General features: G+C 64.4%; 19 protein-coding genes and 1 tRNA gene. 11 read left to right on the top strand and 9 right to left on the bottom strand.

Features of this window, described 5'->3' with window-relative positions; all coding sequences use genetic code 11:
* Window positions 1-73: 73 nt before the first annotated feature.
* The 3 genes from ASD63_RS08560 to ASD63_RS08550 all read right to left on the bottom strand — a co-directional run bounded on the left by ASD63_RS08560 (window position 74) and on the right by ASD63_RS08550 (window position 4,818).
* Entirely contained in the window at window positions 74-3,130 is a 3,057-nt protein-coding gene (locus ASD63_RS08560) for an AsmA family protein (protein ID WP_060528997.1), read from the bottom strand.
* A gap of 99 nt (window positions 3,131-3,229) precedes the next feature.
* Window positions 3,230-4,174 (bottom strand): DUF817 domain-containing protein, encoded by a 945-nt coding sequence (locus ASD63_RS08555; protein ID WP_060528996.1) that lies wholly within the window; start codon window positions 4,172-4,174, stop codon window positions 3,230-3,232.
* A 161-nt stretch (window positions 4,175-4,335) separates the two neighbouring features.
* Window positions 4,336-4,818: a hypothetical protein gene (locus tag ASD63_RS08550; RefSeq protein WP_051659098.1), complete on the bottom strand. Its 483-nt coding sequence runs from the start codon at window positions 4,816-4,818 to the stop codon at window positions 4,336-4,338.
* A 541-nt stretch (window positions 4,819-5,359) separates the two neighbouring features.
* Here ASD63_RS08550 and ASD63_RS08545 point away from each other — a divergent pair.
* From ASD63_RS08545 to ASD63_RS08510, 8 genes are all read left to right on the top strand, one after another.
* Window positions 5,360-7,102, top strand: a complete 1,743-nt coding sequence (locus tag ASD63_RS08545; protein WP_060517689.1) for a hypothetical protein — start codon at window positions 5,360-5,362, stop codon at window positions 7,100-7,102.
* A 129-nt stretch (window positions 7,103-7,231) separates the two neighbouring features.
* Window positions 7,232-9,268, top strand: coding sequence for a type I secretion protein (locus ASD63_RS08540; RefSeq protein WP_234798793.1), 2,037 nt, complete (start codon window positions 7,232-7,234; stop codon window positions 9,266-9,268).
* A 408-nt stretch (window positions 9,269-9,676) separates the two neighbouring features.
* Window positions 9,677-11,755: a type I secretion system permease/ATPase gene (locus tag ASD63_RS08535; protein ID WP_234798812.1), complete on the top strand. Its 2,079-nt coding sequence runs from the start codon at window positions 9,677-9,679 to the stop codon at window positions 11,753-11,755.
* Window positions 11,756-11,761: 6 nt separating this feature from the next.
* Complete coding sequence (locus ASD63_RS08530) at window positions 11,762-13,102, top strand: HlyD family type I secretion periplasmic adaptor subunit (protein ID WP_034787518.1); 1,341 nt, start codon at window positions 11,762-11,764, stop codon at window positions 13,100-13,102.
* A 522-nt stretch (window positions 13,103-13,624) separates the two neighbouring features.
* On the top strand, window positions 13,625-14,035 hold the full coding sequence (locus ASD63_RS08525) for a hypothetical protein (RefSeq protein ID WP_156624125.1): 411 nt from the start codon (window positions 13,625-13,627) through the stop codon (window positions 14,033-14,035).
* Between the two features lie 111 nt (window positions 14,036-14,146).
* A complete protein-coding gene (locus ASD63_RS08520) occupies window positions 14,147-15,118 on the top strand; it encodes an aldo/keto reductase (protein WP_034787512.1) in 972 nt (323 codons plus the stop codon).
* Between the two features lie 122 nt (window positions 15,119-15,240).
* Complete coding sequence (locus ASD63_RS08515; protein ID WP_060528995.1) at window positions 15,241-16,971, top strand: adenylate/guanylate cyclase domain-containing protein; 1,731 nt, start codon at window positions 15,241-15,243, stop codon at window positions 16,969-16,971.
* Window positions 16,972-17,029: 58 nt separating this feature from the next.
* The gene (locus tag ASD63_RS08510; RefSeq protein ID WP_034787509.1) at window positions 17,030-17,410 is read left to right on the top strand and encodes a VOC family protein; all 381 of its coding nucleotides are present in this window, start codon (window positions 17,030-17,032) and stop codon (window positions 17,408-17,410) included.
* Between the two features lie 66 nt (window positions 17,411-17,476).
* Here ASD63_RS08510 and ASD63_RS08505 read toward each other — a convergent pair whose 3' ends face one another.
* Window positions 17,477-17,902 carry an OsmC family protein gene (locus ASD63_RS08505; RefSeq protein ID WP_034787506.1) on the bottom strand — a complete coding sequence of 142 codons (426 nt, stop codon included), beginning with the start codon at window positions 17,900-17,902 and terminating at the stop codon, window positions 17,477-17,479.
* Window positions 17,903-18,075: 173 nt separating this feature from the next.
* Between ASD63_RS08505 and ASD63_RS08500 the strand changes: the two genes are divergently transcribed.
* A complete protein-coding gene (locus ASD63_RS08500) occupies window positions 18,076-18,558 on the top strand; it encodes an isoprenylcysteine carboxylmethyltransferase family protein (protein ID WP_034787503.1) in 483 nt (160 codons plus the stop codon).
* 211 nt (window positions 18,559-18,769) lie between these two features.
* Here ASD63_RS08500 and ASD63_RS34945 read toward each other — a convergent pair whose 3' ends face one another.
* Window positions 18,770-18,916 carry a hypothetical protein gene (locus tag ASD63_RS34945; RefSeq protein ID WP_156400696.1) on the bottom strand — a complete coding sequence of 49 codons (147 nt, stop codon included), beginning with the start codon at window positions 18,914-18,916 and terminating at the stop codon, window positions 18,770-18,772.
* Between the two features lie 282 nt (window positions 18,917-19,198).
* Between ASD63_RS34945 and ASD63_RS08495 the strand changes: the two genes are divergently transcribed.
* Together ASD63_RS08495 and ASD63_RS08490 are read left to right on the top strand one after the other, a co-directional pair.
* Entirely contained in the window at window positions 19,199-20,575 is a 1,377-nt protein-coding gene (locus tag ASD63_RS08495; protein WP_034787501.1) for a GntP family permease, read from the top strand.
* Complete coding sequence (locus ASD63_RS08490; RefSeq protein WP_034787499.1) at window positions 20,572-21,081, top strand: gluconokinase; 510 nt, start codon at window positions 20,572-20,574, stop codon at window positions 21,079-21,081. Before ASD63_RS08495 ends, ASD63_RS08490 begins: the two co-directional genes overlap by 4 nt.
* A 136-nt stretch (window positions 21,082-21,217) precedes the next feature.
* Here the strand turns inward: ASD63_RS08490 and ASD63_RS34940 are convergent.
* From ASD63_RS34940 to fdhE, 4 genes are all read right to left on the bottom strand, one after another.
* A tRNA-Sec gene (locus ASD63_RS34940) sits at window positions 21,218-21,313 on the bottom strand.
* Complete coding sequence (gene selB, locus ASD63_RS08485; protein ID WP_034787496.1) at window positions 21,314-23,218, bottom strand: selenocysteine-specific translation elongation factor; 1,905 nt, start codon at window positions 23,216-23,218, stop codon at window positions 21,314-21,316. It abuts the tRNA gene before it with no gap.
* Entirely contained in the window at window positions 23,215-24,591 is a 1,377-nt protein-coding gene (gene selA / locus ASD63_RS08480; RefSeq protein ID WP_034787493.1) for an L-seryl-tRNA(Sec) selenium transferase, read from the bottom strand. The genes selB and selA overlap by 4 nt, the downstream gene beginning before the upstream one ends.
* Window positions 24,591-25,502 carry a formate dehydrogenase accessory protein FdhE gene (gene fdhE, locus ASD63_RS08475; protein ID WP_060528994.1) on the bottom strand — a complete coding sequence of 304 codons (912 nt, stop codon included), beginning with the start codon at window positions 25,500-25,502 and terminating at the stop codon, window positions 24,591-24,593. Before fdhE ends, selA begins: the two co-directional genes overlap by 1 nt.
* Window positions 25,503-25,548: the final 46 nt, after the last annotated feature.

Genomic DNA, 25,548 nt, shown 5'->3' with positions numbered 1-25,548 from the left:
GTGGTTGGAAGCCGGCACGTGTGGTCTTGTGGACATGCCTCAGGTTTTGGGCTGCATCATCTGAGACGCTCGCTCATTGAAGAAGCTTGAACAGCTTTCCCAAAGTGCCGCTGTCCTGCGCCGGCGGCTCGGCTTCTGCAGCGGGTTGCTGCTCCGGCTGCGGCGTTTCCGGCGCCGGCTGTTCGGCAGCCGTGTCGGGCGGAACTTGCCCATCGACGGGCGGTGCCGCCTCGGGCTCGGTGCCGCCACCGCCGATGATCTGCTCGATGGAGAGCTCGCTGCCTTCGTCCTTCGGCTGCTTGCCGATCGCACCGCTGAGGATGTCGCGAAGCTTTCCTCCCTTGCCGTCCCCGGACAGAAGCTCATCGAGCCCCAGCTTGCCGGTCGGCAATCCGAGCTTCTTCAAGGTCGAAAGCGCGGCATCGGGGTTTTTCAAAAGGCCCGAAAGGTCGGGATAGATGCGCGGAGCGGCAAACGACCCTTCGATGACGACGGGCACGCCGATGCCTTCGGTGGCGATGTCGGCGCCCTGGCCCTGCAAGGATGCGACCACGCGCGGATCGAGGCGGAAGTTCAACTGGTCCTCCGGTAGGTTTGCCTCGCCTTTGCCGCTCATCCGCACGAGGGGGCCGACGAGCTTGATGTCGTCGGTGCGCGCAATTCCGTTCTCGATGGCAAAGGATGCCCCGAGTTCGGTAAAGCCGGTCGCCTTGTTGTCGTTCTGCTTGAAGCCGGAGGACATCAGGCCGACGAGATTGTTGTAGACGTCGGCAACGTCGATCCCGCGAATGGCGCCGTCGGAGAAACGGACCTCAGCCGTGCCCTTGAGCGATCGCTTGAGCGTGCCGGTCGTGCCGCCGGCGCCTGCAATGTCGAACGTCGTCTGCAGCGCGCCTTCGAGATGCTTGAAGTTTGCAAGGTCGGTGAGCAGTGGTGCGGCCGAGGCGCCCGATATCGAGGCCTTCACGGCGATAGACGGCTCCGTGCCGGATCCGTCGGCGGTCAGGCTCGCGGCCACCTGGCCGCCATAGAAGGGGCTATCCGGAATGTCGAGGTTCGCGATGCCCTCGGAGATCTTCAGGGAGGTTGCGACCGGCCCGGCGACGACGCGGCCGTAGGCGAGTTTTTCGGCATCGACCTTGATGGAGGCATCGATGGAGCGAAGAGCGGACAGATCCAGCGGAGCATCCGTTGCAGGGCCACCACTCGCTTTGCTTTTGGCCTTCGCCTGCGGCGCGGCCGAAGGCGCGCCGGCCAGCCGCGCGAGGTCTAGTTCCTTGAAATGGAGCGCGCTCGAAATTTTGAGCGGTGTCCCGAGTTCGACCGCGCCATTGCCGCTTCCTTCGACCCCGTTGACCGAGAGCGTGGCCTTCTGGAATGCGAGGCCCGCAGCGCTTGCCTTCACGTCGCCATTGAAGGCGAATTGCGTGATGCCGCCCGCGTCGGCCTGACCGATCCAGGCAAGAAGCGCTCGCAGGTCTGCGGCCGCGAAGTTCAGCTTGCCGGCGTAGCTGCCCGCAAGCGCCGCCTTGCCATCCAGCGCAAGCGTCGCTTCCTTCGTGCGCAGGTCGAGCTTCAGCGGGATGTCGCCCGCACGGGCATTGGCGTTCATGAGCAGGTCGCGGATCGGTAGGGTAAGATCGATCTCGGCCGGTTTGCCGCGCCACTCAAGGCTGCCCGCAAGACGCATTGGCTTGGTCAGGCCCTCGATCTTGAGGGCGAGTTTCTTTGCCTTCACCTCGGCCATGGCCGGATCGGCGATGCCGGGAATGACGATGGTCGCGTCACGCAGGCTTGCGCCGCCGGTCACGTTGATCGTCTTGCGCACAGAGTTCGCGCTTAGTCCGCGAAACGCGAAGGCCGTGTCCATCGTCACGGTTCCCGACAGCGGTACCGATTGGCCGGCCAGAGCCGCGAGTTTGGAAACGTCGAGCCCGTTGCTGACGACGCGGCCATGGAAAATCGGCTCGGCGGCGCCGACGTCGGCGGCGAGATCGGCGGCAACACTGCCGGCGTCGATGCCGAGATGCTCGAGCCGCCCGGTCAACTGCCCGTCCTTGAGGGTCGCCGTCAGCGCGACGTCGGATGCGGAAATGTCACCAACGGCAAGGGCGCCGACATTGACGCTGATATCGGCGTCAAAACCGGCCAGCGCCTGCAGGCCTGCAGCTGCCTTGGCCTTGTCCGTCCGGCCTGCCGGTTCCTCGGGCTGCGAGGAGGATGCGGCCGTCTCGCCGTCATCGAGAAATGCGCTCAGATCCAGCCGCTCGGCGTTGAGGTCGGCGAGGAACCGCGGGCGGCTGCCCGGCACGAACAGCGCGTCGAGCCCGAGCGCTTCGTCGCCGATCGTAAGCTTGCCGCCGCGGATCTGGTATCCGCCGTTGGCATTCAGCGCCACCTGGCCGCTGGCGGTCAGTTCGGTGAGCCCGGCCGCAAGCTGGGGCTCGGCCTCCAGGGAAAGGCTGAGTTCGGCAGGCTTGTGCTCGAGCAGCGGACGCAAAGGCGAAACGGCAAGCGTGACATCGTAGCGCCGGCCATCGACGCCGGCGCCGGCCGAGAGCGACAATTCGCCATCGATATCCGGAACGGCGAGCGTAAGATCGAGATCGCTGACGACGTCGACCGAACCGCCGGCGCCCTCCTGCCGCAGCGTTCCCTCGCTGATCGAGATCTTGTCGATGGCGCTTTTCTCGAGGAAGGCGACGAGGGCGGCGAGCGGATCGCGCGTTTCGCCCGTGCTCGCCTGTCCCGCCTCAGCTCCCCCGTCTTGCGCAGCCGCTGCGGCCTCTGCCTTCGGCCGCAGCGCCACGACCGGGCGTACAAGCCTTACTTCCCTCACGTGCAGGCGGTCGGACCATAGCGAGGAGAGCGTCACGGAGCCCGCGACTTCGCCGATCTCGGCGGTCATGCCGTCGGCATCGAGCGAGACGTTTTCGGCCACCACCGCCAGATGCGGGACGACGGAAAGTCTGACCGGGCCGTTGAGCGCGATCGCGCTGTCGGTCGCGTTCGAGAGTTGCCGTCCCAGTTCGGCGCGCATCCAGTCGCTCGAAACGAAGCTGGGCAGGATCATGACTGAAACGACAGCGAGGACGCCGAGCGCCAGCAGGCAAAGAAAGAAACGCCGCATGTTTCCCCTCGTTGCGAAAGCGATTGATTCGGTATCGTTTTCCAGCGCGCGCCGTTTTGCAACTCCTGGGGCGATCTGCCTTCTCGTCGTACGGTTGCGCTATCGCGCGCCGACACCCTTTCCGGCGACGGCTGCATCGCCCATCTCGACGGCTGTACTCTCGGCCACGGCTGCTGGAGCGGCGACCGCGCGCGGACGATGCACGAGCGTGACCAGCACGAACGACAGGATCATCAGCAGATACCAGGCGCCGAGCTTTTGCGCGGAGACCAGCGTCCAGCCGGCATGCTGCGAGGGATAGATCCAGGCCCGCGACCAGGTGCCGATGTTTTCGGCGAACCAGATGAAGAGGGCGACCAGCAGGAAGCCCACGAGCAGCGGCATGCGGTGGCGAAAGCGGAAGACGCGATAATGCACCGTGGTGCGAAGGAAGAGGATCGCAGTCAATCCGAACAGCGCGTAGCGAAGGTCGATGATGTAGTGGTGGCTGAAGAAGTTGACATAGATGGCAAGGGCCAAAAGCAGGGTCGCGATGAGCGGCGGATAGTTGCTGTAGCGCATGTCGAGAATGCGGGTCACGCGCGCCAGATAGGAGCCGACGGCGGCATACATGAAGCCCGAAAACAAAGGCACGCCGCCGATGCGGAAGAAGCTTGGCTCCGGATAGATCCACGAGCCGACGGAGGTCTTGAAGATTTCCATCAGCGTGCCGACGACGTGGAAGATCAGGATGACCTTGGCCTCGGCGATGGTCTCGAGCTTGAAGACGAGCAGTGAGATCTGGATGGCGATGGCGCTCAGGAACAGGAAGTCGTAGCGGGCGAGACCACTGCCTTCGGGCCAGTAGAGTTTCGTTGCCAGCATCAGGGCCAGCATCGCGCCGCCGAAGAGGCAGGCGAAGGCCTGCTTGATGCCGAACACCAGAAATTCGGTCAGGCCGCCAAGGAAGCCGCTTGCCGGAAGCCGGTCGAGCACGCCATGCGCCGCAGCGTCGATGCGCACCTCAAGGCTCGTAAACCGCCTCTCCTCGGGTTGTCCAACCATCCGCATCGCCTCCTGCTGCCGTCGCTGCTGCGATGGCCTGACAATGCGGTTGAATTGTGGATGGCTGGAAACCGGGCCGTGTGGAGGTGGCTGCCGCGCATCCGCCACCAGCGGCGGCAGCAGGATTGCGGCATGCCGTCGTCTGCGCTCGTGGCGGGTGATCAGCGCGGGAAGGCGTAGCGGTCGACGATCGCCCAGATTTCCCGGTTGACCTCCTGCAGCTGCTCGATCACCTCGTTGATCCGCGCGATCTCCGCCTCGTTGATCTGCTCGATCTTGCCGTACTTGATCGTGTCCTTGCTGTCGAAGATCGCCATCAGTTGCGTGCTCGCCTGGTCGCCGGTTTCGTCGAAGGAATAGATGCAGTGGCTGTATTTGTTGCGGAGTTTTGCCTGCCGGCCAAGCTGTTGGGTAATCGAAAGAATTTCTTGCCGCTGCGCGGCAGGCGTCTTTCCCATCTTGGTCAGCCGCTCGACGAGTTCGATGCGGGCCCGCGTCGTGTTCAGCGTCAGGAAGATGACGATCGCGGTTTCCTTGTCGACCCGGGCGAGGCCGGCGATGAGGTAGATGAGCAAACTCTCCGTATTCGTCCACGTGTAGTTGAGTTGTCCGATTAAGAGGAGGATTTCGTGAAATCTTGCCATGGGCCTTCCAGTGCTCGCCGGTTGCCAAATGCCACACCACTGCTCGTCAGAATACTGCATTCCTGCGTCCAGTAAATTCGTTCTGACGATGGTCGCGCAGGCCCGGAAATGCGGCGCTCGGGCCCTCTCCGGCGCGTGGCCAGCCGTCGGGTGACGGCCATATTTTGCCTAGCCCACGGGTGAAGGTTTCTGCGTCTCGTCGCTAGCCCGCGAAGGTTAGCCCGAACTGACAACTTACAATGCGTGTCGGTTTTAGACAGAGTCTCCTCTGCAACCGGCGAGCAGGACGCACTCAGGCCCCCTTTGGGCAAGCTCTGCATCGAATGGAATACCCAGTTGGGAACCTGTTCCGGTCCTCTCGACCAAGTAAGGGGAGAGGCAACAAAAGCGATCAAAGTATCGACAGATGGGCGACTAGGCGCCCGGAGGAAAACACCGTTACTGAGTTCAACAAGTCCAACACGTAGCCCGCGCATGGCCCAAATCCGCGTAAGAGAAGAATGCGGCTCGGCTGTCGCGGCCTCAACTCGAGGTAATCGTCATGAGTAAGGACAAGAATATCCTGTGGCCATGGGATGACAGCCAGTCTCAAGATCAAGACCAGGGACAAGGACAGGGCCAGGGTCAGGGACAATTGCAGGCGGAGCTGCAAGGCCAGCTTCAGGGACAGGGACAAGGCCAGGGCCAGGGGCAAGACCAGGGACAGGGCCAGGACCAAGGTCAGGGCCAGGATCAGGGACAATCGCAGTACAGCGAGTCCTACAACGGCAATCTCAACGGCAACGGCAACCTCAATGGTAACGGCAACGCCAATGCCAACGGGAACGGCAACCTGAACGGCAACGGCAATGCCAACCTGAACGGCAATGGCAACGCCAACCTGAACGGCAATGGCAACGCCAACCTCAATGCCAACCTCAACGAAAACAGCACCCATGTCGACGTCGACAGCAAGACGACCGTCGACGTGGACGTCGATCTCGACCTGAGCGGCTACAAGCCGTCCGACGACGACTTTGCCGATATCGACAACTCCTCGATCCACGGCATGGCGAACACGAGCTTCAAGGACATCCTGAACGGCTCGATGAACGGCAACAGCAACGTTGCCAACGTGTTCAGCCAGAACGCCATCATGTCGGATGACGACAGCGCCTCTGACATCAACAACAGCGGCACGCTTAACCAGAACGGCAACGCCAATGCCGGCGACGCCCGCTCGGGCGACGGCATTCAGGCCGGCGCAGACGGTGGTGAAGGCGGAAGCAAGGCCTATGCCAACGGTGGCGACGGCGGCGATGGCGGCCATAGCGTTGGTGGCTTCGCGGGCGCTGGCGACGGCGATGGCGGCGACGCAGACAACAATGCCGATGCGACCGGCGGTGCCGGCCTTGGCGGCATTGCAGCCAGTGTTGGCGTTGGCGGCGGCAGCTCCAGCGGTGACGCAAATGGCGGTACGGCGACAGCCGGTGCCGGTGGTGCCGGTGGTGCCGGCCTCGGCGTCGGCCTCGGTCTCGGTGTCGGCCTTGGTGTCGGCGCGGCAGCCGGCGGCGACGGCGGCAGCAATGGTGCCGGCAACGGTGGCACAAGTGGCGACGTCACGAGCGGCCCGGCAGGATCTTCGGATGCAGGTGACGGCGGCGATGCCGGCGGCTTCATCCTTCCAATCCTGAACCTCGGTGGCGACGGTGGCGACAGCAACGGTGGCAACAGCGTAGCGGTTGGCGATACCGGCAGTGCTGACGGTGGTGATGCCGGCGATGCCGGCGACGGCGGCGGCGCTTTGGGTGCTGGTCTTGGCGCGGGTGCTGGCTTCGGCGCCGGTGCAGGCGTCGGCGGTGCCGGCGGCGGTGGTGGCGATGCCTATGCCGGTGGCGGCTCTACGGGTGACTCGACCGGTGGTGACGGTACCGGTGGTGCAGCGACCGGTGGTCACGGCCTCGGCGGCCTCGCGCTCACGGGTTCGTGGGCAGCCGGCGGCGACGGTGGCGATGCCTACGGTGGCCATGCACTCGGTGGTGCCGGCGGTGCCGGCGGCGCGGGTGGCTTCGCGACGAACGGTGATGGCGGTGCGGGTGGCAGCGCCGGCATGTGGGGCTCGTACAATGGTGACGACAGCTTCGTCGAAGGGCTCTCCTCGGCTTCGGCAGACGCAGTTATCGACACCAACGCCTTCAACCAGCAGATCGTGCTCGGCGCGAACCTGCAGGGCAACACGATCGACATGACGGTCGTCGGTGGTGATTACACGACCACTGCCGTCGGCGACGACGACAACACCTGATCGGTGAGGGGGCGTCGATCCGCGTCTCGCGGGATCGACCCGAGAATGACTGCGCGGGAAGCTCTCGCGCAGTCAGGCACGACCCGCCAAGCCGGCGGGGACTGCCGACGACAAGAGGAGGGCCTGACCTTGTATTCCGCAAAGATCACCGAGGCCATTGCCCATTTCATCGGTCTCTTCGAACTCTCTACCGAAGAGGCGCGTCTGCGTGAAATCCATGAGAAGTTCGACCCGGATCGCGACGTCCACAAGGATCCGAAGGAGCTCGTTTCTGCGCCGGTCAAGGTGCACGCACCTTACGATCTCGACGACTTCAACCCCGACGTCCCGTACAAGCCGGTCGGACCGGACATCTTCATGCCGATACCGGACGGCTATGCTGGGGTGTCCTTCCCCGAATACCCGATTTTTGGCGGCTCCCTTGGCCGCGCCAGCTCGGAAGCCTTCCTGCAGGGCGCATCGCCGAGATCGGCCTCGCAGGTGGTCGAGCCGCACATCAACCCGCCGGGCTCGGTGGTGGTCTACAGCAACCAGACCGCCGAGCTTTCGGACAATGATTTCGTCAGTGTCGGCGGGCATGGCCTGAAGTCCGGCCTGCAGATCGACAACAGCGCGACGATGGCCGAGCTCATCGACGCGACGCAGAGTATTTCGCTGCTCGGCGAGACGGATGTCGCCGGCTCCAGTGACGCGATCGCCAGCCTCGTTGTCGGCACGGCCGAGAGGCTTGAGGCATTCTCCACCGGCGGCGAAGCGGAGGCCGGGGGGCTGAGCGTCACCCATTTTTCAGCCAGGGCCAGCACGCTCGAAGGCATCTATGTGAACGGCGTGATCGTTGAGGAAGCGCCGGTTCTCAAGGATCACCTGCCGGACCCGGACGAGGCTTCCGATGCGCCGGACGAGCCCGAACTGTCGAACGACGGGGTCGAAGTCGAGGGCGGCATCGCCTATGGCGAGGGTGCCGTCGCGGTCGACACTTCGGTCGAGCTGGAAGCGGGCAGCAACACGCTGGTCAACTCCGTCGTCATCACCAGCGACTGGCTGCAGGCCGAAGTGCTGGCGGTGGCCGGCGACCACGTCGAACTCAACGCGATCGTTCAGGTCAACACCCACTATGACAGCGACCTCGTCAGTTCCGCGCTGAGCGGCAACAATATTGAGCAGCATGCTACCCAGGCGTTCAACATCGCCATGTTCAAACATGTCGAGCCGGCGCAGACGACGCATGCCGACACCGCCGACTTCCCCAAGGTCTGGGCCATCACCGAGGTCAAGGGCGACCTGATGATGGTCAACTGGCTCCAGCAGTTCACTTTCATGTCGGACCAGGACACGGCGATCCTCGCGGCTTCGGGCTCGAAGCTTTCGATCGTCGGTGGCGACAACACGGCGGCCAACCAGATATCGCTGCTGGAGCTCGGATACCGCTTTGACCTGATCTTCGTCGGCGGCAGCGTCTTCGACGCCAACATCATCCAGCAGACGAACATCCTGCTCGACAACGATCTGATCGGTGCCGTCGGCGGCTTTCACACCAGCGGCGGCGGTTCGGTCTCGACCGGCGGAAACCTGCTTTGGAACTATGCCGGAATCGTCGAAGCTGGCAGTGCAGGCCCGGTCAATCCGATGTCGGACGGTTACCTGTCCGCGCTGCAGGATCTGTCGGAAGGCAAGAAGCCGTCGGGCGACGACTTTCTGCATGATCCCGCCTTTGCCGGGCTGAATGGCCTGAGGGTGCTCTACATTTCCGGCGACCTCATCAGCCTCAACTACATCCAGCAGACCAACATTCTCGGCGACAGCGATCAGGTGACGCTGGCGATGAACGCGCTCGAGGCGCGCCCGGACGCGGACTGGACCATTTCCACGGGCTCGAATGCTCTGCTGAACTATGCCGGGATCGTCGATGTCGATACGGGCAAGACGATCTATGCCGGCGGCGGCGCCTATTCGGACGAGGTGCTCATCCAGGCGGAGCTGGTCAAGAACGATCCCTATCTCGGTAGTCAGAACCCGGATGCGCTGGTCAGCGAAGCGGTCGTCTTTCTCGGCGACGACATGCTCACTCCGGATTTCGGCCACCAGCCGCAGGATCAGATCTCGCCGAGCCATGGGCACGGCATCGATACGGCCAGTGCCGACCCCATGCACAGCATGGTCGCCTGATGGGAGTGCGGGAGGATAGTCATGACCGACCGCACGAATCCGTCTCGGCCAGTGTCTGCCGAAACCGGCGCCGATGCCGCTTCGCGTGCGGAGGAAAACGGAACACGGCCGGAAGCATCCGGCGCCGACGCCGCGCGACGGCAGTTTCTGCGCAAGCTCAATCATCAGGAACACGTTCTGGACCGTGCTGTTAGGGAGATCGACGGGGTGGCGGACCAAATAAGAAGAGTGGCGGCAAACGGCGCCGGCGAGGATGGCAACTGGACCCCTTCACCCGTTTCGCCTCTTCCCGGATCGGGCGTTGCCGCAAGGCCGGTACAGATCACCGGTCCGACACCCGGCCTCGCACCGGCGCGCGCTGCTGCACCGGCCGCACCGATCGGGGCAGCGCAGGCGTCACGCGCACAGATGGGAACGCCACGGGCGGATGCCGCTGAGACGGTCAACGTCACGTCGCGGCCGTGGCCTCCAAAGACCGAGCCCGTGGCCAGACCCGAGCCGGCTCTGCGCGGCGAGGCGACGGTCGAGCGCCGCCCGTTGCAGGAGGAACCAAAGCCGGCACCCTGCATCGAAAAGCCGGTCGGAAAACCGGTTGCCTGGCCGACCGCGGAGATGAAGGAGAGATATTCGCCTTCGGGCATGGTGGTGATCGAAGCCGACCGTGGGCCGATCAAGGCCGAGCCGCGGTCGCCCGACAAAGGTGGCGGATCGTCCGACAAGGGCGGCGGCGGAGGCGGTGGAGGGGGCGCGTTCCACAAGCGCCTTGGCCCGGTCGATTTTTCGGCGAGCCTCAGCGCTGGTCTCAAGGCGATCCGGCAGAACCTGATGATCGTCATGCTGTTTACGATCGTCACCAACATCCTCGTGCTTTCGATCCCTGTTTATCTGTTCCAGATTTCGGACCGGGTGCTGACCAGCCGCTCGGTCGACACGCTGGTGATGCTGACGGCGATCATCGTCGGCGCGGTGCTGCTGCAGTCGGTTTTCGACGCCATTCGCCGCATGATCCTGATGCGCACCGCCGTGGAGGTGGCCGCGCAACTCGGCGCGCCGATCCTGAGCGCGGCAGCGAGAGCCGCCCTGCATAGCAACGGGCGCGAGTACCAGACGCTTGGCGACCTGCAGCAGCTTCGCTCCTTCCTCGTCTCCGGCACGCTGCTTTCGTTTCTCGATGCGCCGATCGCGCCGCTCTTTCTGGTGGCGGTCTTCCTCATCCATCCGCATCTCGGGATAATCGTCGTCACCTCAGCCGTTCTCCTCCTCATCGTTACGCTGTTGAACCAGAAAGCGACGGCTGCAGCGTTCGGCGAAGCGACCAATTTCCAGACCAAGGCCAACCTTCACCTCGATTCGATGTCGCGCAACTCCCAGATCATCAACGCACTGGCGATGATCCCGGAGGCCGTGCACATCTGGGGCAAGGACATGGCCGGTTCGCTCAAGGCCCAGGTGATGGCGCAGGACCGCAACATCGCCTTTGCTTCGCTGTCCAAGGCGGTGCGCCTCCTGACGCAGGTGACGATGCTTGGTTGGGGTGCCCATCTCGCCCTCAATGGCTCGCTCACCGGTGGCATGGTGATTGCGGCCTCCATCATCGCGGGCCGCGCCCTTGGGCCTATCGAGGGCGCGATCGAGGGATGGAGCCAGGTCATCCAGTCGCGTGCTGCCTACGGGCGCATTTCCGCGCTGCTGAAGACGTCACCGCTCAATTTCGAACGGTTGAAGCTGCCGCGGCCCGAAGGGCGCCTCGATGTCGAGCGCCTGCTTTTCGTTCCGCAGGGCACCAAGCGCGTGGTGCTCAACGGAATTACCTTTGCGCTGGAGCCCGGCGATTCGCTTGCCGTGATCGGCAGTTCCGGTGCCGGCAAGACGACGCTCGGCAAGATGCTGGTTGGATCCATCCTGCCGACGTCGGGCAACGTCCGGCTGGATCTCATGGACCTGAGGAACTGGGACCAGCGGCAGTTCGGCGAAAGCATCGGCTACCTGCCGCAGGATGTGCAGCTGTTTCCCGGCACGATCAAGGCCAACATCGCCCGCATGCGCGAGGATGCCACCGACGCCGACATCTACGCCGCTGCCAAGCTTGCCGACGTTCACGACATGATCGCCATGCTGCCGCACGGATACGAGACCGTGGTGGCCGCCGACGGCTCGCCTCTATCGGGCGGCCAGAAGCAGCGCGTCGCCCTTGCCCGCGCCTTCTTCGGCAACCCGCGCATGGTTGTGCTCGACGAGCCCAACTCCAATCTCGATACCGCCGGCGAGGCGGCGCTGACGCGGGCGCTGACGCACGCCAAGCGCGAGAAGATCACGGTTGTCACCATCACTCAGCGACCGGCGCTTTTGAACAGCGTCGACAAGGTTCTGCTGCTCGTCAACGGCACGGTGGCGCTCTTCGGCATGCGCCAGGACGTTCTCAAGGCACTCGCTTCGCGTGGGGTGAATACCGAAGGCAACCCGCTCGAACAAAACCAGCTTCCGTAGGCGATCATGAGCGACATGGCCAAAGTGCAGGATCTGACCTGGTACGCAGAGGTTCCGCGTTCAATCTGGCAGCATACGATGATCGGCCTGGTGCTGATCGTCGTGACCTTCGGCGGCTTTGGCCTTTGGGCCTTCACCGCGCCTTTGGCGGCAGCCATCATCGCCCAGGGCAGCTTTGTCGCAACCGGGCAGAACAAGGTGGTCCAGCACTTCGAAGGCGGGATCATCAAGGATATTCTGGTGAGCGAGGGCGACCGCGTAACCGTGGATCAGCCGTTGGTGCGGCTGGACGAAACGGCCGCACAAGCGAACGAGAGGCAGTATTTTCTGCGCTGGGCGCGGCTGGAGGCGATCGTCGCCCGGCTGACCGCGCAGGCGCACGGTTTGAAGCAGATCGTGCTGCCCGCGGTTCTCACGGAGCATGTCAAGAAAGATCCTGAGATTGTCCCGATCGTGCAGAGCCAGGAGCTCAATTTCCAGACCTGGAGGAGCAAGCTCGACAGCGATATCGGACTGTTGAAGCGGAATATCGAGAGCCTGGAGTTCCGCTCGCAAGGTTTTCAGGAGCAGCTGAAATCGGTGCGCGAGCAAAGAGTCCTGCTCGAGGAGGAATACATCGGCAAGAAGACGCTTTTGGCCAAGGACCTGATCCGCAAGACGGAGATCAAGACCATCCAGCGCGCGATCGCCGATGCAGAGGGCCAGATTGGCCGTCTGATGTCCGAAGTCTCGGAGACCGGCTCCCAGATCCTCAAGCAGCAGCAGCAGGTCAACCAGACCGAACAGAGCTACCAAGAGGCTGCGCTCGACGAATTGCAGAAGGCCGAGGGTGAACTGGACACAGTGCGTGAACAATTGCGCGGCGCCACCAATGTGCTCCGCCGCGCGACGATCAACGCGCCGGTGACCGGCACGGTCATCAGGATGCATTTTCATACGTCCGGCGGCGTCATCGAGAGCGGCAAGCCGATCATGGAAATCCTGCCGGCCGATGTACCGCTCATCATCGAGGCGCAGGTGCTGCGCACCGACGTCGACAATATCCGGGTCGGCGAGAAGGCGACGGTGCGGCTGACCGCGCTGAACCAGCGCACGACGCCGGTCCTCAATGGGCAGGTCTTCTACGTGTCGGCGGACGCCCTGCCGGTGCAGACGCATGAGGGCACGCGCGAAGTCTACCTGGCGCGCGTCAGCCTTCCGGCAAGCGAGCTTGCAAGAGTTCACAATTTCGTCGTGACCCCCGGCATGCCGGCGGAAATTCTGATCCAGACGGCGGAGCGGACCTTCTTCGACTATCTCACCAAGCCGATCCGCGACAGCATGGCGCGCGCCTTCATGGAAAACTGACGGTTTCGCGCGGCAGCAGCGCCTACGCCGTCGGAATACGGGCGGCGTGAAACCCGTTTCCGCCTGCCCGCGTGTCGCCTGAAAGCACTCGCGTTTCGCCGGCATCACCGGCCGTTCGATCGCATTTACGGCGGCTCTGGACCGATGCGCCGGTATTGCGCTGCGCGCATAGCGCATAGCTGGCTTGCACAAAATCCGCCTACGATTTGGGCAGAAACCCTGTATATTCACCTCATCGAAGCAATGCATCTCCTCCCGCAGAGCTTCGATGCGGTGAACGATCTCCTCCTCCCATGGATCGTTCACGAGATCAGCGCCACTCCTCCTCCCAGGCTGCTGATCGATTTTTAGAGAGCCTGCCGCTCCTCCCGCGGCGGGCTCTTTTGTTTTTCGGCAGACGCTGCCGGCAATTGCGTCCTTCAAGTGTCGAATTCGTCGACGCCACGCCCCCGTGATCAACAATGCATGCCCGCGCACGGAACCAAAGTACCCGGTTAGCGGTTACCCCTGTGGAGGTGCGTGATGTCTATCCGGCACGCGAAATCCGATCCGCAGTCGAAACCACAGCGCTGGGCGTTTCACCATGGCGCAGGGCGCCTGCGGGCAGGAGACGCGACCCGCGACGGGTCCACGACGCAGGAACGGTTGTCGCCCGTGGTCGACGCGGGCGACGGCGGCCTGGTGGCGCCGGATCTTTCGGGATCTCTCGCCCCTCATCGCAACCGGCAGCCGCCGCCGCACGACTACAGCCGTCCGGCGGTCGGTCGCGATGCGCTGGCTTCCATCCGCGACATGCGCGACGAAGACTGCAGCGGCGGGCCGATCTGGGTCGCCTTGCTCGGCGACAATACGAGCGAGGGCATGCGGCAGTTTATGGGGCTCGTGCTCGCCTTCATCTTCCTGTCGGCCGTTTTCTTCTGGTTTCTTGCCTAGGACGTATGAGGCAACTAAGCCGCCGTGGCCGTGACATTTTCCCGGTTGACGGTCGATCGCTGAAGCCTAGATAACCGGCGGTACTCCTTCCCCAATGCCAGCGAGAGCGCCATGCACTACAGAACCTTCGGCCGTACGGGCCTGCGCATTTCCGAAATCGGTTACGGTGCCTGGGGCATCGGCAAGAGCCATTGGCAGGGCGCGCGCGACGACGAGTCCGCCCGCGCCCTCAACCGCGCGGTCGACCTCGGCCTCAATTTCATCGACACCGCACTCGGCTACGGCCAGGGCCACAGCGAGAAGCTGATCGGCGCCTTGCTGCGCGAGCGGTCGGAGACGATCCATGTCGCCACCAAGATCCCACCGAAGAACATGCAATGGCCGGCGCACGCCGGCACCCCGGCCGAGCAGACCTTCCCGGCCGACCACGTGATCGCCTGCACCGAGACGAGCCTGCGCAATCTCGGCGTCGAGACGATCGACGTGCAGCAGTTCCATGTGTGGTCGGACGAGTGGGTAGGCCGCGGCGACTGGCTGAAGGCTGTCGAGCGGCTGAAGCGCGACGGCAAGATCCGCTTCTTCGGCGTTTCGATCAACGACTACGAGCCGGACAATGCGCTCCGGCTGATCGAGACCGGCGTCGTCGACAGCGTGCAGGTGATCTACAACATCTTCGAGCAGGCGCCGGAAGAAAAACTGCTGCCCGCGTGCCTGAAGCACAATGTCGGCGTCATCGTCCGCGTGGCGCTCGACGAAGGTGGTCTGACCGGCCAGATTCGCGCCGATACCGTCTTTCCCGAGGGTGACTTCCGGGAAACCTACTTCCGGGGCGAGCGCAAGCGCGAGGTCGAGGAACGAACGCAGAAGATCGTCGAGGATCTGGAAATCAAGCCCGACGCACTGGCCGAGACGGCGCTGCGCTTCGTTCTCAGCCACCCGGCCGTATCGACGGTCATTCCCGGCATGCGTTCGGTGCGCAACGTCGAGCGCAACTGCGCCATCGGCGACGGTGCCGGCCTGCCGGATGCACAGCGGGCGAAACTGACCGCCCACCGCTGGCGGCGCAACTTCTATCGGGATTGAAGCCGCCGTTTCGCCGCCTGTCATCGACGCTCCCAGGGATCTGTCGGCTGCGTGGCCGCGTCTTCAGTGCCTCGCCCGTCCGGATATGCTATCCATAGGGGTGCTGGAGCCTGGGGGCGCCGATGGAACAAAAGCTCTCCGTCATCATGGCCGCGGACGTGGTCGGCTATAGTCGGCTGATGGAGCTCGACGAGAAGGGCACGCTTGCGACCCTCATGGCTCACCGGCAGGAGCTGTGGGACGTCGCGGTCGCCGCGCATCACGGGCGCATCGTCAAGCTCATCGGTGATGGCATGCTGATGGAGTTTCGTGCCGTGGAAGACGCAGTTCTCTGCGCGGTCGAGATCCAGCGGGGAATGCAGACGAGGAACGCCGGTACGCAGCGGGATCGCCGGATCGAATTTCGCATCGGGATCAATCTCGGCGATATCCTGTTTGACGACGGTGACGTTTACGGTGACGGCGTCAACGTGGCGGCTCGCATCGAGAGCCTCGCCAGGCCGGGTGGCATATCCGTCTCCGCCTCGGTTCACGACACGCTGGGCGGTCGCCTGGACATCCGCTTCGAAGACACGGGCGCACAGCCGTTGAAGAACATCGGCCGCCCCGTCCACATCTACAATATCGTCATCGACGACGGCGGATCGGAGGGGGCGGCGCTGATGGCGCCACCGACACAGGAGGTACGGGAAAATCCCCCCGTCAAGTCGAGCCGGACGCTTCTCTATGTGTCGCGCTTTGCGAATTTGAGCGGCAATCCCGATGAGGATTATTTCGCGGCCGGCATCACGCAGGACGTCGTCGCGGCATTGTCGCGGTTCTCCGGTTTGAACGTGATCGTTCGGTTGCCGCGTCCCGAGCCGCAACCTCAGGCACGCACAACCTACTACACGCTCGAAGGCAGCGTCAGGCGCGCTGCCGACCGGGTCAGGGTCAATGCCAGTCTGACCAATGCCACTGGCGAACACATCTGGGCGGAGAAATACGATTTCGACCTTGTCGACATGTTCGATGTCCAGGACGAGTTGTCCCGTTCCATTCCGGCTGCCTTGAATGTCAAAATCGAAGAGGCCGAACGATACCGGATTCTCGCCGAGCCGCTCAAAGGATCAAGCGCCTACGATTTCTATCTGCGTGGCCGGCACATTGAAAAAAGCCTGAAACCGGATGAGGTCAGGCGGGCAAAGGAGATGTTCCTGGCCGCGGTCGACGCTGATCCAGCCTACGCCCGCGGATATCTCGGGCTGGCCTGGCTGGATATACGCAAACTGAAATGGAACGAGCGTGCCGACATGGAAGCGACGCTTGCCAGTGCCTTCGCATCGGCAAGCAAGGCTTTGGAGCTCAGTCCCTGTGACGCCGATGTTCACTGGGCGCTCGGCGTCGTCCATTTGTGGAGGGGAGAGGCAGAACGCGCCATCGGTTGTTACGAGCGTGGGCGCGAACTGGCGCCGAACAATTGCGATCTTCTTGCGGAATATTGCGATGCCCTGGGGTATCTCGGTCTGTTGGAGGACGCGATCAGGATCGGGGAACTGGCCTTGCGGCTGAACCCCAGTCGTCCGGACTGGTATTTCTGGAACATCGCGGCTGCCAGGTATCTCTCCGGCCAGTACACCGAAGCGTTGGCTCTGCTGGAGAAGATGGCCGATCTTGGTTCGGCCTACCGTTTGCTGGCGGCGACCTACGCGCAACTCGGGCACCTTGAGGATGCACGTCGCGCCGCGGCGGAACTCCTGAAACTCAATCCGGAATTCTCGATCGAGCGATACGGTTCCCGTGCACCCTACCGGGATAAGGCCTTGCTTGCGCGTTACGTTGAAGGATTGCGGCTGGCCGGACTGCCGGAGTGAGTTCGGAACGGCGTGAGGGAGCCGCATCGGCCGGCCGGGTTTACTTGGAGGAAAAGCAATGTCGGAAACAGTCAATGTCCGCTACATGGTCGACGACGTCGAGGCGGCGATCGCCTGGTACACGACCCACCTCGGCTTTTCGCTTCTGTCGAGCTATGCACCGGCTTTCGCGGATGTGCAGCGCGGTGCGCTGCGGCTGCTGCTGAGCGGACCGACGAGTTCGGCCGGCCGGCCGATGCCGGACAGCGAGAAGCCGGGGCCGGGCGGCTGGAACCGCATCCATCTCCTCGTCGATGACCTCAACGCCGAAGTGGAGCGGCTGCGCCGTGCCGGCGTCATGTTCCGCAATGACATCGTCACCGGTCCCGGAGGGGCGCAGATCCTTTTGATCGATCCCTCCGGAAATGTTGTCGAACTGTTTCAGCCTGCGCGACGATAGCGACCCGCGCGCCCGCGGGTCGTCGATGCGCTCGCACCGCTGGGGATGCGAGCGCCAGGTCGGCTCTCAGCCGGCGCTGGTGTCGACCACTTCGAAATCGTGGGTGATCGTCGCGGTCTTGGCGAGCATGGCCGAGGCCGAGCAGTATTTCTCGATCGAGAGCGAAACGGCGCGCTCGACCTTGTTGACCGCAAGTCCGCGTCCCTTGACGATGAAGTGCATGTGGATGCGGGTAAAGACGCGCGGTTCCGTATCGGCGCGGTCGGCGTCGAGTTCGACGACGCAGTCTTCCACCGGCTCGCGGCCCTTCTCCAGAATGTGCACGACGTCATAGGCCGAGCAGCCACCGGTGCCGATCAGCACCAGTTCCATCGGGCTCGGTCCCGGGGTGCGCCCCTCTTCGCCGAAGGCGGTTCCCAATACGACTTTGTGGCCGCTACCAGACTCTCCGACGAAGGTCCGGTCTTCCACCCATTTGACGCGTGCTTTCATGTGTCTCGTCCTGTTGTAGCCATGGCATGATCACGGACCCAGACGGAGCCGATGATCCCCCGTTCACATAGCGTCTTGGAGGGTTTTCGCAAATGGCCCGCGTCCGCTAAAATCGCAGCCAGCGCCATCGGTGCGGGAACGGACGGCGCGGAAACCAGGCAAAGGGTGTTTTGATGAACGAGACGACGGGAAATGCGCCTGACCGTTCCGGCGCGGTGATCCATCCGCCGATCGCCTGGGTGATGTCGGTGGGCGGTGGCCTCGTGCTCGACCGGCTCTACCCGTTGCCTTTCGTGCCCGCGATGGTGCCGGACGCCCTCGTCGGCGGCATCATTTTTCTCGCCGGTCTCGCGCTTTTGATCTGGGCGGCGGTGAGCTTCAGGCGTGCGGGAACCGAAATCCAGATCCATCGCCCGACATCGGCGATTGTCGAAGCCGGTCCCTACCGCTTCACCCGCAACCCGATCTATACTGGCATGTTTCTCGGCCTGATCGGCTTTTCCATCGTCTTCGACAGCCTGTGGCTGCTGATCCTGCTGGTGCCTTTCTACCTTATCATCCGCTATGGCGTCGTGGCGCGCGAGGAGGCCTATCTCGAGCGCAAGTTCGGCGACGTCTATCGGGTCTACAAGGCGCGCGTCAGGCGCTGGCTCTGATTGCACAAATCGGCATGCTCCGCGGCGATGAAACGGGTCCGGACGTCGCGTCGCAGCACTCGCGATTTCGGGTGGATGAGTCGGCAGGCCCTCGATTGATCATAGCCGAGGCGGCTGCGCGTGTGCCTAGGGGGTATTGCCGGGATGGACTTGAACGAGCGTCCATCCCGCTGGAACACGAAAGGTGGTCTTTCGTGCAGAAGGTCGGGCCTTATCTCGGCGCTACGATCCCGTGATAGTAGTCGCCGTCACCAGCTTCATAATCGGCGGCGTAGCCGCCACCGCCACCGCCGCCGCCGCCGGTCTGGGAGCATCCGGCGAGGGCGAGAACCATTGCCAACAGGATTGTAGCGCGCATTTATTCTACCTTTCAGTTGAATGATCACGACAGAGGCTGCCGAGTTGCTGCCATACCTAACACGCCCGGTGGAGTATGATCGAGCGCGTGTGGCGATGTGTGCCTATGGCAATGCGCCGCGCCTCAAGCGCGCGATCGCCTGTCGACGGCGATCGTTAGCGCCAGGCCACAAGCCCTTCTTCATACGGCCGTATCTCCTGTGCCCACCTCTTTCAGGTAGGTTGCTGTGAAGGGCCATAGACTATATGGCCCTTGACCTCACTTCCGGAACAAGGAGGACACATGACTTCGATCGAACCCGCCTACGGAACCGCGACGCTCCTGCTGATCGCGGCGGCAGCCGTTGGCCTGCTTCTTTTTCTTATCCTCCGGTTGCGCCTGCATGCCTTCGTCGCTCTGGTTTTGGTCAGCCTCTTGACGGCGCTGGTGACCGGCATCTCCTTCGCGGACGTGGTCCCGACCCTCCTGCAGGGCTTTGGCTCGACGCTTGCCTCGGTGGCGCTGCTCGTCGGTTTTGGCGCGATGATCGGGCGGATGCTGGAGGTCTCCGGTGGCGCGCAGGTGCTCGCGGATCGGCTGATCGGCCAGTTCGGACCTGAGCGCGCGCCTCTCGCGCTCGGCGTCGCCTCGCTGCTGTTCGGCTTTCCGATCTTCTTCGACGCCGGCCTCGTGGTCATGCTGCCGATCATTTTCAGCGTCGCAAGCCGCTTCGGCGGCTCGGTTCTGCTTTATGCGCTGCCTTCGGCAGGCGCCTTTGCGGTCATGCACGCATTCCTCCCGCCCCATCCAGGCCCGGTGGCCGCCAGCGAATTGCTGGGGGCGGATATCGGCCTGCTCGTGCTCGTCGGCCTCGTCGTGGCGCTGCCCACATGGTATCTCGGCGGCTATCTCTTCGGCCTATGGGCAGGCAAACGCTTCGAACTGCCGGTGCCAACCCTTCTCGGGTCGCCGAACGAGGCGGCGCACGACGAAGTGCCCCCGTCTTTCGGCACGGTGATGCTGGTGCTGCTGCTGCCGCTCGTGCTGATCTTCCTCAATACCGGCCTATCGACGCTGGCCGCCGCCAAGATGATCGACGGCGGCGCATTGTGGGTCAGCATCCTGCGCATGGCCGGGCAGACGCCCGTCGCCCTGCTGATCACTGTGCTCGTCGGCATGTGGGTCCTCAGCGGCGAGCGTACGCTCAAGGACATGGAAAAGCTGATGGACGGGGCGCTAGGCCCGATCTGCGGCATCATTCTCGTTACCGGAGCCGGCGGCATGTTCGGCGGCGTGCTGCGAGCAAGCGGCATCGGCCAGGCGCTCGCCGGCAGCCTCGAGGCGATCGGCATGCCGCTGATCGTCGCCGCCTTCCTCATCTCCACGGCCCTGCGTGTGGCGCAGGGGTCGGCGACCGTGGCACTGACGACGACGGCGGGCCTTCTCGCTCCAACGGTCGCGGCAACGACGGGGCTTAGCCCCTTCGACCTGTGCTTCCTCGTGATCGCCATCGCTTGCGGCGCGACGGTGCTGAGCCATGTGAACGATTCCGGCTTCTGGCTCGTCGGCCGCTTCCTTCAGATGGATGAGCGGACGACGCTCAAGACCTGGACGGTAATGGAAACCCTGCTCGGGGTGATTGGTTTCGCCTTCGCGCTTGTGGGATGGTGGCTGCTATGAGTGAGGACCTTCAGCATATCGTGGTGATGGGCGTATCCGGCAGCGGGAAGACCACTGTCGGCGAGGCGCTGGCCGCAAGGCTCGGCTGGCGTTTTGTCGAGGGCGACAGCTTTCACCCGCCGGAGAACGTCGCCAAGATGTCCGCGGGCATTCCGCTCGACGACAATGACCGTGAACCCTGGCTGCGGGCGCTGGCCGCAGAAATTGCCAAGGACGAGGCGGCTGGCAGCCCTTCGGTGGTCGGGTGCTCGGCCCTGAAACGGTCCTATCGCGACATCCTGCGCACGGGCGCGCCGCGCGTCTGCTTCGTGCATGTGCACGGCGACCGCACCGTGCTGGCCGACCGGCTCTCGCATCGGGCGGGACACTTCTTCCCTGCTTCCCTGCTCGACACTCAGCTTGCGACCCTCGAGCCGCTCGGTCCGGACGAGGATGGCGTCGTCGTCGACGTGGCTCTTCCAACAGCTGAGCAGGTCGATCTTGCCATCCAGGGGCTGGGCAACTAGCCCAGCCGCGCTTGCGCTTCTCACTTCGGCGGACAGTCGCTGTACGGCGGGGACGGGGCGTGCAATCGCGCATTGAAGGCGAAGCGATCCCTGAACGTCCGCGCATCCCGCAGCCTGAGCTCCAATGCGTGAGCGCTGGCGGAGGGGAGTGGGGGTCGAACCCACCCGGGACAGGCTCGCTGCCCCAACCGGATTTGAAGTCCGGCCGTCCCACCGGAGACGATTCCCTTCCTCAGCGCTGAAACAGGTCGCTGCGATGGGGATTTATGCGACGCAGATCTCCCCTGCGCAAGGTCAGGCCGAGCCGGTCGTAGAAATCGAGGACCTCGATGGCGACCTTGCGGCCGTTGTGGACCCGGTCGCGAAAGCTGGGCGCGGTGAACCAGCCGTCTTCCGCCTGTGCCGCCACATCGAGCACGATGGCCGCCATCTCCTCAACGACCGCGCGGGCGAAAAAATGGTCGTGCGCGATCTCGTGGGTCTGCCCGAGCCTCTGGGCGAGCTTCAGCACGCGCCGTATGTCGCGCTCGTCGGCATTGAGAAGGGCCGCGAAATCGCGCACGCGCGGTGGCCGGAAGCGGCTATCGTCGACGAGGTGCGGATGGATCCGCTGCCACAGGTCCTCGTCCGCCGGCGACAGCCGAACCTCGTGGCCCGGCAGGCGCAGGAAGGCGCCGTCAAGCACGATTCGACCTGCCGCGGCTTCGTCTCGGAGGAACGCGAGGAAGCTTGTCGTCGGCAGGCGCGGTTTGAGCAGGAGCCGCAACCGTTCGCGGCCGATGCCGGCAAGCTCCGGGTTTTCTGCGTGGAAGGCTGTGAGTGTGTCAGTCAGGTTCGCCCGCAATCCGTCCGCTGCTGCGGACGAGAGCGCGTGGTCGCCGATGGCCCTCGCCCCGGCGGCAATCAGCAGCCCGGAAAGCGTGTCCTCGCCCAGGCCACGGTCGCGCAGGAAGGCCGCAAGCTCGATCGGTGCCAGGTCGGACAGGTCGGAAAGGGCCGCCGCCGGGTCCTCGTTGCCAGAAGCGGTAAGGAAGGCCAGTCGCTCCGGCGTGCCACGCTTTCGCGCCGGCGGGCGCAGATCGAGAAAACGGCCACCGCCGATGGTCCGGATGGCCGAGGTGTCGCGCAGGATGAAGTGGTCGCCGATGGTCGCGGCGATGGGGCGGTCGAGGACCAGTTGCACGAGGCCTTGTGTCCCGGGATCGAGCGGGCCGGCAAGAGGCACGATCCGCGCACCGACCTCTGTCGCATGGGTGTGCAAGCGTGCGGGAAACCAGGTGCCGATCGGCTTGGCCTCCGAGGCAAGCACGCGGACCTCCGCGTCGATCCGGTCCGTCGGTGCATGCAGTGCCGGGGCGAGGACCACGTCGCCGCGCCGGATCGCGTCCTTCGTCACCCGTTCGCCGGCGATGTTCAGCGCGCAGCGTTGGCCGGCAAGCCCCTCCGCTGCTTTCCGGTTCTGCGCATGGATCCCGCGTATACGGGCGGTCAGGCCGGACGGGCTGACCGTGACGCTATCGTCGAGCTTCGCACGGCCGCCGAGCACCATGCCGGTCACGACCGTGCCGGCGCCCGCAAGCGTGAAACTGCGATCGACGGCAAAGCGCAGCAGGCCGGCATCGTTGCGTGCGGCGGTTTCCGCTTCGGCGGCGGCGAGCCCCGCGCGCAGGACCTCGATGCCTTCGCCGGTAAGGGCGGAGACGGCAAGGATGGGCGCCTTTTCCAGACCGGTGCCGGCGAGGGCGGTCTGGATCTCCGCGGTTACCTCCGCGCGCCGCTCAGGCCCGGCCAGATCGGCCTTGGTGAGCGCAACGAAACCTCTGGTGATGCCGAGCAAGTCGAGGATCGCGAGATGCTCGCGCGTCTGCGGCATGATGCCGTCGTCGGCTGCGACCACCAGCAGCGCGAAATCGATGCCGCCAGCGCCGGCAAGCATCGTATGGATCAGCCGCTCGTGACCCGGCACGTCAACGAAGCCGGTGACCGTCCCGCCGCCGAGGTCGGTATAGGCAAAACCGAGGTCGATGGTGATGCCGCGGGCTTTTTCCTCGGCAAGGCGGTCGGCGTCCGTGCCGGTCAGGGCCTTCACCAACGCCGTCTTGCCGTGGTCGATATGCCCTGCCGTCCCGACGATCATAGTGCTGCCAGGGCCGCGATGAGCATCTCGTCGCTTTCCAGGCAACGCAGATCGAGGACCAGCGCGCCATCACGGATATGGCCGACGACCGGGATGGGCAGGGCGCGAAGCCGTGCGGAAAGCCGTTCCGGCGCGTCGCCGCCGCTGCCTGTCAGCCGCAGGCCGGCGCTCGGGATCGTATCGACCGGCAAGGCGCCGGAGCCGACCTGGCTCTGGCACGTGCAAGCTGCTGCCGAATAGCCGTGCGGCTTGAGCAGCGCATCGATTGCCGGAGCGAGACGGGCCGCCTGTGCGCCGATGTCGACCTCCGGCCGGGAAAGAAAGCGCAGCGTCGGCAGCCGCTCCTTCAGCCGATCGGGATCGCGATAGAGCTTCAGTGTCGCTTCGAGCGCGGCGATGCGGATCTTGTCGAGACGAACGGCGCGTTTGAGCGGATTGCGGTTGATGGCGGCGATGAGATCGCGCCGACCGACCACGAAGCCCGCCTGGGGGCCGCCGAGCAGCTTGTCGCCCGAAAACGTGACGAGATCCGCGCCTTCGGCGACGGCTTCCGCCACCGTCGGCTCGCGTCGCAATCCGAAGATGGAGAGATCGATGAGTGAGCCCGAGCCGAGGTCGTTCAAGAGCGGGACACCGGCCCTGCGGGCAATCTCGGCCAGTCTTGGCGCCGGCACCTCGGCGGTAAACCCTTCGATCCGGTAGTTGGAGGTATGGACCTTGAGGATGACGCCGGTCTCAGGCCCGATCGCGCCCTCATAGTCACGCGGATGGGTGCGGTTGGTGGTGCCGACCTCCACCAGCCTGGCGCCGGCGCGGGCCATGATGTCGGGCATGCGGAAGGCGCCGCCAATTTCGATCAGTTCGCCGCGCGAGACGATCGCCTCGCGTCCGTCGGCCAGGGTATTGAGCGCAATCAGCACGGCGGCGGCATTGTTGTTGACGATTGTGGCGTCCTCGGCGCCGGTCAGTTCGCAGAGCAGGCCACGCAGATGATCGTCGCGCTGACCACGACCGCCGCCGTCAAGGTCGAACTCCAGCGCCAGCGGGTTGGCCATCGCGGCGCTTGCGGCGCTGACGGCTTCTTCGGCCAGAATGGCGCGGCCGAGATTGGTGTGCAGCACGGTGCCCGTGAGATTGATGAGCGGGCGAAGGGCGGAGCGGGCGGCAGCCGCCAGCTCCTCGGCGATGCGGCGCGGCAGATCGGCCGCAAGCGTTGCCCCATCGTCGCCCGCACGGATTTTTTCCCGCGCGATCTCAAGCCCGGCGCGGACGGCGGTGACGACGGCGAGACGGCCATGTTCTTCCGTCAGCGCCAGTCCCTCTGGCGAGGTCAGCACCTGGTCGACCGAGGGGAGCACGCGAAAATCCTGCATCAATACCCCGCGAGATAGGGGTTGAAGCCACCTCGGCGAAACTCGGTCTCCTTCATCAGGATATCGAGGCCAAGGCTGCCGACGTCGTCGGCGATCGGCTCCAGGCTCGGATTTTTCACCTGGTAGAAGATCTTGACCCAGGCATGGCATTCCCGGCAGGTCTCAGCCTTTACCGTCGCCTCCGAGGTCTCGACCGAACGATAGCTGATGCCCTTGGTCGAACCGCAACAGAGGCACTTCACCCGCACCTCGTTCCATTGCGTGGCGCAGCAGGCGCAGGCGGCATAGCGCACGTTCTCGACGCCCTGTGTACCCACGACCGACGACGTCGCCGGCCGGCCGCCGCAGGCGGGACAGACGCCGAGGCTGACAGGGACGAGGGCTTCCGCATCGAGCGTCGCGGCGAGCCGCGCCATGTGCAGCTGCACCGCGGCCGCGACGAAGAGATGGGGAGCGGCGCTGTCTTCCGGAACCCGATCCGATAGGATGTTGGCGAGCAACCAGTGCCGGTCGCCGTCCTCTGCTGCGCGTACCGCATCGAGCGCCAGGCGGGCGGGGTCGGGCATGGCGAGATCGGCAGCGCCTTCGAGAAGCGCGTCGAGGGTTGCGGAAAGGCCGGGGTCATCGACAAGCGCCATTCGGTCGAAAGGCGGCATGGCGGCGCGGGCGGCCTCGGCGAGGCGCGCCGATGTGGGCGCCGCGACGGGCGGAAGGGTTACCGCCAAGCGAGCCTGGAGTTTGGAGAGCGCCGCGAGGAAGGTGAGATAAGGCGCAAGCGCGTTGCTTTCGGCGAGAAACGCGAAGCGGCGTGCGCGTGTCTGGAACAGTTTGACCGGCTCGGGCAGGAAGGCCAGCGGCGGTTTCGGCACGCCGCCGATGAGGGAGGGATCGGGTTGTATGTCTTCTGCCATCGCATCTCCGGCAATCCGGCCGCAAGGCCCGATCATGCAGCATTAC

The sequence above is a fragment of the Ensifer sp. Root558 genome (assembly GCF_001427045.1).
In the GTDB taxonomy this organism is placed as follows: Bacteria; Pseudomonadota; Alphaproteobacteria; order Rhizobiales; family Rhizobiaceae; genus Ensifer; species Ensifer adhaerens.
Note: the sequence above shows the minus strand (reverse complement) of the source record. Positions and strands in the feature narration are given on the sequence as shown.